We start from the raw sequence: 12,045 nt of genomic DNA, 5'->3' as shown, positions 1-12,045 counted from the left end.
CCGCCTTCCACACCGACTACCGATACAGAAAAGGGGAGAACATCCAGAGATGTTCTCCCCTTTCTTATTTGGGGGGCTGATGCGGGATGCGCCGTTTATCGCGGTAAGGCGGCCCAGCTACCCCTGATCCAGTCACCCTTGATAGAGATAGAGGTGCAGCCGCTCAATGATGGGCTCGCCGCCAATCTTGCGATCCCGCCGCGCTTGGCGGCTCTTGGGGGGATAGTTGCCCAGATGGGTGACCGCAGGTGGGTTATCGGAGCAGAGCAGCAGCGGCAGGCTCGCCTTGATCTGCTGTTTGCGCGGGGTACGCTCCAGCCAGAGTAGGTTGATCATCGGGTGGGTCTTGACCGGGCGGCGGATCCGCAGCTCGGCATCGGCGGGCAGGCGGCGAATATCGTACACCTCCTGATCCACCATCTTGCTCCACTCCTCGTTGTTGGAGAGGGCCGGTATGTAGCGGCGGCTGCGCTCCAGCATCTCCAGCACCTGCTCGCGACTGAGGCGATTGATGGTCTGCTTGTCGGCCCAGGTAAAGCCGAGGGATTGCAGCTCCCCGGCCAGCAGGGTCAGCTTACGATAGACCTGCAAGGTGATCACCCCGGGCAGGGCGGTATGTACCAGCTCGAACTTCTCGTCCCGTCCGCCAGCTTGCTGCACCAGCGTTTTGAAATCGAGCTTGTGCTGGTTGATTTGGTCGATCAGCGGTTGCAGCAAGGGGGCTGCTGCCGCAGGAAAGCGTAACCAGCCGGGCAGCCGGTGAGTCGCCTTGGTGGAGCAGCCGGGACGGGCGCTGTGATCCCGATAGGCGGCGAGGGTGGCCGCCAGCGCGGCTTCACCGTTGAGATAACCCACCTCAATCTGCGCGATCGGGTCGTGCTCCTCCCCTTGGGGCACCGGGGGCAGGGGATAGACATGGGCCTCTTGCAGATCGAGCTGGCCAAGCAGATCGGCTAGCTGGTTGAGGGAGGCCTCAATGGCAGCCATTTGTTGACGCAGGGTGGCGGTCGGGGTAAAGGTATCCATCGATGATCCTGTGGTCTGACCCGCTGTTGACGACATCAGGTATGGCATCACCTGCGGGCAGTAAAACTACTGTATAAATAAACATACCAGCATGCGGCTGGAGTGCCAAGAGACACTTTGATTAGGGGGCAATGTGCGCCTCTGAATGGGGATGCGGTGCTGGTTTTATTTATGTTTCATTGTGTTAAATAAAGATCTCCACGAGATCATTAAATTAACAACTTCATGTAGCTTCACTGTTGCCAGCTGTTCGCACCTTGTCCATCCCTGCATATGTAAAGCAGTAAAATGCATATATAGATGGGTGCCATGCAGCACAATATGCTGTGCGACTCTGCTGGCCAACCATGAAGATAATTATTCATTTAAAATCAAATGGTTAAAATTAAATCCTGCCACTTTTAGACATTAGATTTACTAATGTAACGTATCAAAATTCGTCAATTGAGTCGGCCCTGCTCCCTGACTAAGCTTTGCGCATCAAATAAAGCCCAGTGCGTAAACAAATATTCAGAGGAGCCACATCATGGCCAACATGACTTATACCGAAACCGGTTACCAGCATTCCAGCCAATTGAATCTGGTTGCTCGCGTTAAAATGACCGTTCTGACCTGGCTGGAGCGCAGCCGCAGCCGTCGCCAGCTCTCCGAGCTGCCCGAGTACTTGCTCAAAGACATCGGCCTGAACGAAGCTGACCGTTATCAAGAGACCACCAAGCCGTTCTGGCGTGGTTGATCAGCCGGGCATGGATGCCTCGTCTATCTGCTGACCTTGTATGCTGACTGCCGGGTGACATCAGGTCACCCCGTCAGTTTTGCTGTTGTTTCCCCCGTACAGCCCTCTCTTCCCCTCTTTTATATTCCGTTGTTGATCCGCCCGTAGCTGCCGTTTTACCTCGCCGCTGTTTGTATCCTTAATGTTTGAATTTGTTTAAAAATTGGTTTTAAGCCGCAACGCCTTGCGTATAATCCGGGCATGGTGTTCCAGCGCAAGAGGGTGAGACGGATGATTCCCCAGCACGATTTTTTGGCCATGACCCGCAGCCATGAGTGGCAGCTTGAGCCCTTTGATTTTGCCTTGCCGGACGGCACTCGGGTGAGTGTCTGGGATACTGGCGTGCTCTGTCTGGAACCGGTGAACGGAGCGGGCGGCCAGCCCGGAGGGCGCAAGGATATCGTCCTCTCCTGCGGCATTCACGGCAACGAGACCGCCCCCATCGAGATCTGCAACCAACTGCTGAGCCGTCTGCTTTCAGGAGAACTGACAGCCCGCCATAGGGTGCTGTTCCTGTTTGGCAATCCGGCGGCGATGAATCTGGGGCTGCGGGAGGTGGAGGAGAACATGAACCGCCTCTTCTCCGGTGCCCACAGCAAGGGGGAGGGGCTCTGCAACCGGGAGCGGATCCGCTCCATGCGCCTTGAGCAGTATGTGAGCCGCTTCTTTGCCGATCCGGCCCGTCCCCGCTACCACTACGACCTGCACACCGCCATTCGCGGTTCGCGCCACGAGAAGTTTGCCGTCTACCCCTTCCCCCACGAGCGGCCCCACTGCCGCGAACAGGTGCAGTTCCTCGGCGCCTGCGGGGTGCGCACCATACTGCTCTCCGCCAGCCCGACCACCACCTTCAGCTACTACAGCTCCCACCAGCACGGAGCCCACGCCTTCACGGTGGAGCTGGGCAAGGTGCGGCCATTTGGCGAGAACGACATGACCCGCTTTATCGAGACCCGGCAGGCGCTGCAGGAGCTGGTCACGCAAGATGAAGTGGCGCTGGAGCCGTGGCGGGCGGATGATTTCACCCTGTTTGCCATCGATCGGGTGATCACCAAGAGATCGGAGCAATTTCGCTTCCTGTTTGCCAGCGATGTCGACAACTTCACCGAGTTCCCGCAAGGGTTCGTGCTGGCCGAGGATGGCGAGCTGCGTTACACCGTCGAGCAGCCGCGCGAGGCGGTGGTCTTTCCCAATGCCAACGTGGCGATTGGCCAGCGTACCGTGTTGCTGGTGGTGCCGACCCGGCTCTGGGAATAAGCCATGCAATAGCTCCTTGGTTGCGGGCGTGAATCGTGTGCAGACGATCGGGTGAAGGGTATTTTCCGCTCTCTTTCGGCCGATTTGGTCATGCCATGGGATGAGATGTGCGGTATAAGCAAAAGTTGGGACATTTTGGGAAATGCCATAAATCCAGCTTATAGTGACCAGACTGCTCTCCGGGAGGGGCGCAGAACACGCCAGCAAGGCCGTTCAAGGAGGTGGCCGATCTGATGGTGATGGCAGCGATTGGTCAACGTTGTCCGGCCCTATCGGGATGAAGAGCGCGAACGGTGTCATGGCGAGTGGAGGGAATAAAAAAAACGGAGCCAGTCATCTGACTGGCTCCGTTTTTTAATGTTGTTGGCGGGGGATCAGCTGTTGTTCTTCACAAACAGGGTAATCTCCTGGCCCGGCTTCAGGTAATCCCCTTTATCGAGCTGGTTCCAGCGCATCACATCGTTGATGGCGACCTGGAAGCGCGCGGCGATGGAGGAGATGGAGTCACCACGGCGAACCTGATAGACCATCGACTTGCTGCTTTTGCCACCCTTGGGGTAGACCACCAGCTGCATGCCCGGTTTCAGGGCCGACTTGGTGTTCAGGCCGTTCCACTTGGCGAGCTCCTCGTGGGAGACGCCGTGGGCCTGGCTGATACTCCACAGGTTATCACCCGAGCGCACCTTGTAGCTCACCTTGCCTTTCTGACTGGTGCCACGGCTGGCCAGCTGCTGCGGAGCAGAACTGGCTTTGCTGCTGACGGCATGGCCACTGGTCGGAATGACCAGATGCTGACCGCGGCGCAGGTTGTTGCTGCGCAGGTTGTTGGCCAGCTTCAGCTCGCTGACGCTGACGCCATGATTCTGGGCGATGCGTGACAGGGTGTCGCCACTGGTAACCTGATAGGAACGGGTACGGATACGCTCGCTCTTGGGCAGGTCGGCCAGTGCCAGCTCCAGAGTATCGGCATATTCAACCGGTACCAGCAGGCGGTAGGGGCCGCGCGGTGACATCACACCACGGTTCAAGGCAGGATTGACCTCCTTGAGCTGCGAGGTGCGCAGGCCAGCCAGCTGGGCCGCCACGTTCAGGTCGATCTGGCTACCGGTTTCCACCACTCGCAGCTTCGGCTCGTTGGCGAGCACCGGCAGCTGGACGTTGTACTTGTCGGCATTGCTGATCATGTCAGCCATGGCCAGGATTTTGGGCACATACATCCGGGTTTCGCGCGGCAGATCGAGCGACCAGTAATCGGTCGGCTTGCCGGCACGCTGGTTACGCTGGATGGCGTTGCGCACCCGACCTTCACCGGCATTGTAGGCGGCCAGCGTTTGCAGCCAGTCACCATCAAAGAAGCGGTTCAGGTACTCCAGATAGTCGAGCGCCGCGTTGGTCGAGGCCAGCACATCGCGCCGTCCGTCATACCAGTTGTCGTGGCGCAGGCCGAAGTTCTTGCCGGTGGCGGGCACAAATTGCCACAAACCGACGGCATTGCTGCGGGATCGGGCATGCGGATCAAACATGCTCTCGATCATCGGGACAGTAATAAGCTCCATTGGCAGCTCACGCCGTTCAATCTCCTCTACCATCAGATAGAGGTAGGGTTCAGCCCGGCTGGCAATGGTCGCCAGATGCTTATCATTGCGCAACAGCCACTCACGTTGTTGGCGGATGCGCGCATTGTCCGGAGTTTCCAGTTGCATATCATCGCTGATACGCACCCACAGATTGTCCGTATCTTCCATTTCGTCCAGCTGTTCATCGCCAAACAGAAATCGTGAAGAGTGTTTTTTATGCGCTTTTTTATTGACCTGGGGGGACTTGATCGGCTCGATTGCCGTTAGCGCCCGGTCATCCTGATGGCTCAGGTTTTGGCAGCCGCTGAGCAACAGCGCTGCCAATAAGGCCGTTCGTACCTTCATCTCGTTCCGGTCATTTTTTAGAAAAACAGCCCGCATCATAAGGGGCAATCCCCCCCTGATCAAGGTTTGTTCAAAAAACATCCTTCCATTGGCGCAGGATCGTGAAGGTATCTACCGGATTTTCCACGCATTTTAGCCCCTGCTTTTCAGCAGAAAATTTCACTGAATCGAGTTCGCAGCGCAGAAAAACATTAAACCTGCGCTCATCCCCCAGCCGGGTCGGCAGGCTTGGCAGCCCTTGTTGCCGCAGTTTGCTGATCAGCCCGATCTGATCACGGATCGCCGGGTTGTCCGGCTCGACCGCGTAGGCGAAGCGCAGGTTTGACAGGGTGTATTCGTGGGCACAATAGATGAGGGTCTCATCGGGCAGGGCGGCGAGGCGCTGCAGCGAGTGATACATCTGTTCCGGCGTCCCTTCGAAGAGACGGCCACAACCGGCCGAGAAGAGGGTGTCGCCGCAAAAGAGCATGCCGCTACCATGGTAGGCAATATGGCCGCGGGTATGACCGGGCACATGGATCACCTCGAGGGCGAGGCCGTGCCAGTTGATCTGATCGCCATCTTCCAGCCACTGACCATGGTGATCAGGCATCGGGTCAAGTTTGGGACCATAGAGCCGGGCGTGGGGGAACTGGTCGAGCAGTTCGCCGACCCCGCCCACATGGTCGTGGTGGTGATGGGTAAGGAGGATGGCATCGAGTACCAGCCCCAATACCTCAAGTCGCTCCAGCACGGGGGCCGCGTCACCCGGGTCGACCACCAGGCAGTGATTTTCGTGGCGGATCAACCAGATGTAGTTGTCGTTAAAGGCTGGAACTGTGATCACTGGATACATCAGTCTGCTTCTCTTTAGGGAGGGTATCTTATATAACAGGATGGCGTTCGAAACCGCGAGTTGAGCCCTATTATGCAGGTGGCACGTACCGAACAACAAATCGAGATCCCGACCAGCTGGTCCGCGTTGCCTATGGGTGATTGGGTCGCCGCCGAGATCCAGGAGCGACTCGACTGCTGGTGTCCCAATCTGTTTGGCTATCACTTGCTAAAAATTGGTGCCCTGAGCGCCGAACTCTCCTGCAAGCGCTCATCCATTCGTCATCAGGTCGGAGTCGCCCCTGAGGGGCGCCTGCTCGACATGTATGGCGATCCCCTCGATCTGCCGGTTCGTACCGGCAGCGTCGATGCCTGCTTGCTGGCCCACTGCCTCGATTTCTCTGCCGATCCCCATCAGGTGTTGCGTGAAGCCGAAAGGGTATTGACCGACGATGGCTGGTTGATTATCAGTGGCTACAATCCCATGAGTCTGGTCGGGATCGGCCACTGTGTGCCGTTCTTGCGGCGCAGAATGCCCTGGTCGGCGCGGATGTTTACTCCGGGAAGGGTCACCGACTGGCTCCATCTATTAGGGTGCGAGGTGATGTTTGACGAGCGCTTCGGTTACTCGTTTATGGGCAAACAGAGCTGGCACAGTTGGTGGCAGGAGAGCCTGGGGCGGGACTATTGCCGGGCGTTTGCTTCGGTCTATGTGATTGCTGCCCGTAAACGGCGCTTTCCACTTATCCCGGTGCGGCGGCGCTGGCAGTTGCCAAAGTCGCTCGCCACACCGGGTATGGCCCGTCAGGGCTGGTAGCCGGTATCCTCGGCCAGATCCTTGCCGCAGGCGGCCTCGCGAGCCAGCTCGTCACAGCGTTCGTTCTCCGGATGGCCAGAGTGTCCTTTGACCCAGAGCCACTCGATCTGGTGACGACTGACCTCGGCATCCAGCTCTTTCCAGAGATCGACGTTTTTAACCGGCTGACGGTTGGCGGTCAGCCACCCCTTCTTTTTCCAGCCGATGATCCACTGGGTGATCCCCTGACGGACATACTGGCTGTCGGTAGTGAGGCGAACCTTGCAGGGTTCGTTGAGGGTGCGCAGGCCCATGATGGCGGCCATCAGCTCCATCCGGTTATTGGTGGTCAACTTGAAGCCGGCGGAAATCTCTTTGCGGTGGGTGCCGTAGACCATCACTGCTCCGTAACCACCCGGGCCCGGATTGCCGAGGCAGGAGCCATCGGTATAGACATCAATCTGTTTTAACATGAGTAATCAATCTGTTTTAACATGAGGCTTGGGGTAAACTAGCGAGTAAGTAAAGCCGAAGTTTGACATAGATTGGATCATGAACACACCCCAACTGAATCGCCAGATCATTCTGGATACTGAAACCACTGGTATGAATACGGCGGGTGGCCCTGTCTATCTGGGTCACCGTATTATCGAAATCGGCTGTGTGGAGGTGATCAACCGCAAGCTGACCGGTAATCACTATCACGTCTACATCAAGCCGGACCGTCTGGTCGACCCGGAAGCGATTCAGGTGCACGGTATCACCGACGAGTTCCTGCGTGACAAACCGTCGTTTAGCCAGATTGCCGACGAGTTCCTCGAGTTTATCCGGGGGGCCGAACTGATCGCCCACAACGCGCCGTTTGACGTGAGCTTCATGGACTACGAGTTCAGCAAGCTCGGCCTCGGTTTCAAGACGGCGGATATTTGCACTATCACCGATACCCTGGCGATGGCGCGGGATCTCTTCCCCGGCAAGCGCAACAACCTCGACGTGCTCTGCGATCGCTACGGCATCGATAACTCGCACCGAACCTTGCACGGGGCTTTGCTCGATGCGGAGATCCTGGCGGACGTCTACCTGCTGATGACCGGTGGCCAGACCAAACTCAATCTGGCTACCGAAAGCAGTGAGAACGAAAGCAATCAGGATACCAGCATTCGCAGATTGGAGAGCAACCGACCCACCCTCAAGGTGGTGCGCGCCAGTGCCGAGGTTCAGGCGCTTCATGAAGCGAGACTCGATCTGGTGCAGAAGAAGGGAGGAAGCTGTCTGTGGCGGCAATGAGCAAGTGGTGGGCATGCCTGCTGCTGTTACTCTCGCTGGGGGCAACGGCCAACGAAGTGTTTGCCCCCTCTGACATTCCGATGCTGGATAATCGCTTTCGCATTGATTACGGGGTGAAGGAGATCACCTTCATCATCAAGCGCAAGCCGGGCACCCCGTCGGTGATCCTGGTGCGCCCTGATGGCAGCAAGCTCTACGTGGGCAAGGTCAAGCCAGCTGATGTGGGTTGGCTGGCGCTGCCGGAGCATGACTTGATTACCTTGCGTAACCCTATGCCCGGTCCCTGGCAGGCGATTGGTGAGGTAGATCATGACAACCGGGTACGTATTCTTTCTGATATCCGGTTGGATATTGCTGCTTTGCCGATGCAGATCTACCAAGGGGAAGTGATCAAGCTTAAGGCGTGGTTGCAGATTGATGGCCAGTCGCCCAACGACAAATATTACCTTTCCGATCTGGGGATGACCGTCAAGTTGCAGTCATTCGCCGATGCCAGTCAACAGAAAGTGGTCCTGGATCAGGAGCTTGGCCATTATCTCGATGATGGCAAGGGGCTCGATGAGGTACCTGGCGACGGGGTCATGACGGCAGAGGCGACGCTGCAGGATATTCCTGCTGGCAAATACCGCGCCGAGTTTAGTACTGGCAATCAGGTGTTCACCCGCGCCCGTTATCAGGATGTGCTCCTTTATCCTTATCCGTTTAGCTATAACTTGGCGCCCCCCTCGGATGAACTGGGTGCCAAGTTATCTCTGCTGGTCGACCGTGATGAGCTGGATCCCGCCTCTGTCGTTATCAAGGGCGTTGTACGCAACAAGGCGGGGGGCAGTGCCTCCTTTAGCGAGATGGCCACCGAGCCCAAGCTGGATATCGACCTGTCGTTGATCAAGATCCCCGGGCAGTACGAGGTGCATGCCACCCTGTATGGCACGACTCGCTTGGGTCGCGAGATTAAGATTGCGTTGCCGGTCAAAACGTTCAACATCTTCCCGCCGCCACCACCTCCCGTGGAGCCGGTTTCGGCAGCAGCACCTGCATCCAGTGCTGAAGCGACCCATGAGGCACCGAAAGCAGCGGAAATGGGTTGGTTGGTCTGGGTGCTGGCCGGTGGTGGCGTTCTGCTGGTCGTGCTGGGTGGTGTCGGGTTTGTGGTTATTCAGAAACGGCGAGCCTTGAAGCGGGCACTGGCAGCGGCACAGGCGGAAAATCAGCAAGCCGGGCAAGCGCCCTCCAAACTGGATCTCAATCTGCCGGAACAGTGATCCGTGTTCTGATACAGCGTTATGCCAAATAGAAAAACCGCCCTAAAAACAGGGCGGTTTTGCTTTTGTTACCAATCACAATACCAAATCGGGCATCAGTGGTCGCCGATATAGACATCCTTGTTCTGCTCGCGTATCTCGAGGAACTTGTCGAGATTGGCCATCATCAATTCGACAAGTTGGGGATCAAAATGCTGTCCCTTCTCTTCCTCAATCAGTGCCAGCACCTTGTCCAGCGGCCATGCTTTTTTGTAGCAGCGATCCGAACCAAGAGCATCAAACACGTCTGCCAGTGCCACAATACGCCCCTCCAGCGGGATATCAGTGCCTTTCAAGCCGCGGGGGTAACCGCTGCCATTCCACTTCTCATGGTGGTTACCCGCGATGGTGGCACCGATCTGGAATAGAGCCAAGTCGCTGCCGGAGAGCATGTCCTGGCCGAGTTGTGCGTGGGTTTTCATGACATCCCACTCTTCCGGAGTTAGTTTGCCCGGCTTGTGCAGGATGGCATCGGGAATGCCGACTTTGCCGATATCGTGCAGTGGCGAAGCCCGTTTTATCAACTCGCTCTGCTCTTCACTCATACCCATCAGGTGGCAGAATTGCTCGGTATAGAGTGCCACCCGTTTGACATGCAGTCCCGACTCCTTGGAGCGGGTTTCGACCAGCTCGCCAATTCGGTAGATGATTTCACGCTGGTTGTCGGCAATGACCTCATTGAGCCTGATGTTTTCCAGCGCCACTATGATGTTTTCGGTAAAGAGGCTGAGCAGGCTGGTATCGATCTGGCTGAGTTGGCGCGTGGTCTCGATATGGAACAGCAGGTGGTGGCGCGGGTTCTGGCAGTAAAGCACCATCTGGCTGGGATTGTAGATATTGCTGCGTTTGCTCATGGCCTGGCGCAGAATCTCCGGCGCTTCCATGAGGCGCATGGCTGGATGGCCGGGCAGCAAGGGGTCCAGCAGTTGATCCTTCACCTCGTAGGTATACTGTTTTACATCATAGATCTGGGTTTCACCCAGATTGAGCAGGGCGCTCAACTGTTCCTGGGCTCCTTCGACAAACTGGCGCAGGGCCCGTTTTTCAAAGATCCCTTTTGAGGCTTCGATGACTTTTTCCAGCCCCTGCCGATTGCTCTCCAAAGTGCGGATGTCACGATAGGAGCGCAGGCTGGCTCGCAGCAGTGTACGCAGCTTCTGGGAGGTGAGCTCGGTTTTGTCCTTATAGTCGTTGATGTCGTAGTTGCTGACCACGTCATCTTCCGGCGCTTGGCCAGGCTGACCTGTGCGAAGCACGATACGCACCATCTTGTTTTGCAGGTCTTCGCGGACATATTTGACGACATCGAGACCGGCATGATCGACCTCCATCACCACATCCAGCAACAGCAGGGCGACATCCGGCGTGCTCGCCAGCAGCTCCTTGGCTTGCGCTGCGGAATAGGCGTGCAGAAAGTCGATGGGGCGATTGTCAAACTCGAATTTATTCAAAGTGATTTTGGTGATGCGATGTACTTCTGGCTCATCGTCAACAATCATCACCTTCCAGCCAGCTTGCTGCGCGTCGGGGAGAGAGCGATCGTCATCATCAATAATCAGGATTTGGTCATCCATCATACAATCCTGTTTGGCATCCTGTGCTTACATTAACTGCTTCACTAAGGATAGGAAACTTATTGAGAAATAAAATTTGATCTCGCAAAACTATGGTCGAAATAAGCAATTGGAACCCTTGTGTCTATCGGGTGGATGCGAGGGCTTTCTCCCGTGGATCATGGTGTCAGGTTGAACACCACCCTCTTGCTCAGCGGATGAGCAAGAGGGTGGGGCGACAATCCTGTTTCAGTTTTTCGAAAAAAACGAGAATAGATCTCATTTGATAGTGATTCCTATTTAAAGGTAGCATACAGGTTGATTAGAAGAGGAGCTTATCCGTGATTCATCGCCTGTCTCCCAATCGTCCCCGTCTGCTGACGGTCACGCGAGCGCTACAACTTTCCCCTCATTTACGCCGTATCACCTTTGGTGGCAGTGAGTTGGCTGACTACCCCTTTACCTGCGGCGGGGCCCATATCAAGGTGATGCTGGCCCAGCCCTATCAGGTAGAGCCGGTGCTGCCTGCCATGACCCCGAGCGGCCCGCGTTGGAGTGACCCGGCTGACAAGCCGGTGATCCGCACCTACACCATCCGCGCGTTTCGCCGTGATGAGCAGGAAATTGACATCGACTTCGTGCTGCACGGTGACGGTGGGCCCGCCAGCGCCTTTGCCACCTATGCCAAGCCGGGGGATAAGGTGATCCTCTCCGCACCGGGTGGCCCCAACCCCATGCTGCAACCGGCCGAGCATTACTGCCTGGTGGGGGATCTTACCGCCTTGCCCGCCATCATGGCGATATGCGAGGTGATGCCTGCCGATGCCAGAGGGGAAATTGCGATACTGGTACCGGATCAGGCGGATGCTCAGCCGTTGACGCTGCCGGTCGGGGTGCGTTGTCACTGGTTTGTCGGCGAGCCCGAGTCCAGCGGCCTGCTGGAGCATGTGATTGCTTTGCCGCTGGTGCGCGATGGCGGCTTCTTCTGGCTGGGTGGGGAAGAGGCGCTGGTGCTGCCGCTACGCCGCCACTTTCGGTCTGTGCTCGAAGTAGATCGCCAGTCGCTCTACGCTGTGCCGTACTGGCGGCGGGGCAAGAGTGAAGAGGGCTATCACCAGGCTCGCCACGATGTGATGGATAATTAAGCGGATGCGAAAGAATACCTGATTTATACTTGCAATTGAGAATGATTTGCATTTAATATTGCGCCGTCCCGATATCAGTCGGCACGGCGTTTTTATTATTGATGGCTGCGAGTGGCATAGCACAACGCAGGCCCTGCCGTAATGCACTGATGTTCGGGGTGATGGGGCAT

General features: G+C 56.8%; 11 protein-coding genes. 6 read left to right on the top strand and 5 right to left on the bottom strand.

The window, feature by feature from the left end; genetic code table 11:
- Window positions 1–132 precede the first annotated feature (132 nt).
- A complete protein-coding gene (locus tag ACE1BR_RS01240) occupies window positions 133–1,026 on the bottom strand; it encodes a DNA replication terminus site-binding protein (RefSeq protein ID WP_374866872.1) in 894 nt (297 codons plus the stop codon).
- Window positions 1,027–1,552: 526 nt separating this feature from the next.
- On the opposite strand from ACE1BR_RS01240, the gene ACE1BR_RS01235 reads away from it, so the two are divergent.
- Together ACE1BR_RS01235 and astE are read left to right on the top strand one after the other, a co-directional pair.
- The gene (locus tag ACE1BR_RS01235) at window positions 1,553–1,762 is read left to right on the top strand and encodes a DUF1127 domain-containing protein (RefSeq protein WP_005337823.1); all 210 of its coding nucleotides are present in this window, start codon (window positions 1,553–1,555) and stop codon (window positions 1,760–1,762) included.
- A gap of 270 nt (window positions 1,763–2,032) precedes the next feature.
- Window positions 2,033–3,058, top strand: a complete 1,026-nt coding sequence (astE, locus tag ACE1BR_RS01230; RefSeq protein ID WP_374866870.1) for a succinylglutamate desuccinylase — start codon at window positions 2,033–2,035, stop codon at window positions 3,056–3,058.
- Window positions 3,059–3,432: 374 nt separating this feature from the next.
- Here the strand turns inward: astE and ACE1BR_RS01225 are convergent, their stop codons facing one another.
- Together ACE1BR_RS01225 and gloB are read right to left on the bottom strand one after the other, a co-directional pair.
- Window positions 3,433–4,980, bottom strand: coding sequence for a LysM peptidoglycan-binding domain-containing protein (locus ACE1BR_RS01225; RefSeq protein WP_374866868.1), 1,548 nt, complete (start codon window positions 4,978–4,980; stop codon window positions 3,433–3,435).
- 70 nt (window positions 4,981–5,050) lie between these two features.
- Entirely contained in the window at window positions 5,051–5,815 is a 765-nt protein-coding gene (gloB, locus tag ACE1BR_RS01220) for a hydroxyacylglutathione hydrolase (RefSeq protein ID WP_374866866.1), read from the bottom strand.
- A 72-nt stretch (window positions 5,816–5,887) separates the two neighbouring features.
- Here gloB and ACE1BR_RS01215 point away from each other — a divergent pair, with 72 nt between their 5' ends.
- On the top strand, window positions 5,888–6,610 hold the full coding sequence (locus ACE1BR_RS01215) for a methyltransferase domain-containing protein (protein WP_374866865.1): 723 nt from the start codon (window positions 5,888–5,890) through the stop codon (window positions 6,608–6,610).
- On the opposite strand, the gene rnhA is transcribed toward ACE1BR_RS01215, so the two are convergent.
- A complete protein-coding gene (gene rnhA, locus ACE1BR_RS01210) occupies window positions 6,598–7,062 on the bottom strand; it encodes a ribonuclease HI (protein ID WP_374866863.1) in 465 nt (154 codons plus the stop codon). The genes ACE1BR_RS01215 and rnhA overlap by 13 nt on opposite strands.
- Window positions 7,063–7,141: 79 nt before the next feature.
- Between rnhA and dnaQ the strand changes: the two genes are divergently transcribed.
- The gene (gene dnaQ / locus ACE1BR_RS01205; RefSeq protein ID WP_374866862.1) at window positions 7,142–7,876 is read left to right on the top strand and encodes a DNA polymerase III subunit epsilon; all 735 of its coding nucleotides are present in this window, start codon (window positions 7,142–7,144) and stop codon (window positions 7,874–7,876) included.
- A complete protein-coding gene (locus tag ACE1BR_RS01200) occupies window positions 7,873–9,138 on the top strand; it encodes a TIGR03503 family protein (RefSeq protein WP_374866861.1) in 1,266 nt (421 codons plus the stop codon). Before dnaQ ends, ACE1BR_RS01200 begins: the two co-directional genes overlap by 4 nt.
- 95 nt (window positions 9,139–9,233) lie before the next feature.
- Here ACE1BR_RS01200 and ACE1BR_RS01195 read toward each other — a convergent pair whose 3' ends face one another.
- Window positions 9,234–10,751 (bottom strand): HD domain-containing phosphohydrolase, encoded by a 1,518-nt coding sequence (locus ACE1BR_RS01195; RefSeq protein ID WP_374866859.1) that lies wholly within the window; start codon window positions 10,749–10,751, stop codon window positions 9,234–9,236.
- A gap of 320 nt (window positions 10,752–11,071) precedes the next feature.
- Here ACE1BR_RS01195 and ACE1BR_RS01190 point away from each other — a divergent pair, with 320 nt between their 5' ends.
- Complete coding sequence (locus ACE1BR_RS01190; protein WP_374866857.1) at window positions 11,072–11,875, top strand: siderophore-interacting protein; 804 nt, start codon at window positions 11,072–11,074, stop codon at window positions 11,873–11,875.
- Window positions 11,876–12,045: the final 170 nt, after the last annotated feature.

The sequence above is a fragment of the Aeromonas sp. MdU4 genome, assembly GCF_041929505.1.
Taxonomy (GTDB): domain Bacteria; phylum Pseudomonadota; class Gammaproteobacteria; order Enterobacterales; family Aeromonadaceae; genus Aeromonas.
The sequence above is the reverse complement of the archived record's forward strand: the minus strand, read 5'-3'. Positions and strand labels throughout refer to the sequence as shown.

Excerpts from the sequence above, each read along its gene's own strand:
- ACE1BR_RS01240 (WP_374866872.1), bottom strand. The coding sequence starts at position 1,026 with ATGGATACCTTTACCCCGACCGCCACCCTGCGTCAACAAATGGCTGCC.
- ACE1BR_RS01235 (WP_005337823.1), top strand. The coding sequence starts at position 1,553 with ATGGCCAACATGACTTATACCGAAACCGGTTACCAGCATTCCAGCCAA.
- astE (WP_374866870.1), top strand. The coding sequence starts at position 2,033 with ATGATTCCCCAGCACGATTTTTTGGCCATGACCCGCAGCCATGAGTGG.
- ACE1BR_RS01225 (WP_374866868.1), bottom strand. The coding sequence starts at position 4,980 with ATGAAGGTACGAACGGCCTTATTGGCAGCGCTGTTGCTCAGCGGCTGC.
- gloB (WP_374866866.1), bottom strand. The coding sequence starts at position 5,815 with ATGTATCCAGTGATCACAGTTCCAGCCTTTAACGACAACTACATCTGG.
- ACE1BR_RS01215 (WP_374866865.1), top strand. The coding sequence starts at position 5,888 with ATGCAGGTGGCACGTACCGAACAACAAATCGAGATCCCGACCAGCTGG.
- rnhA (WP_374866863.1), bottom strand. The coding sequence starts at position 7,062 with ATGTTAAAACAGATTGATGTCTATACCGATGGCTCCTGCCTCGGCAAT.
- dnaQ (WP_374866862.1), top strand. The coding sequence starts at position 7,142 with ATGAACACACCCCAACTGAATCGCCAGATCATTCTGGATACTGAAACC.
- ACE1BR_RS01200 (WP_374866861.1), top strand. The coding sequence starts at position 7,873 with ATGAGCAAGTGGTGGGCATGCCTGCTGCTGTTACTCTCGCTGGGGGCA.
- ACE1BR_RS01195 (WP_374866859.1), bottom strand. The coding sequence starts at position 10,751 with ATGGATGACCAAATCCTGATTATTGATGATGACGATCGCTCTCTCCCC.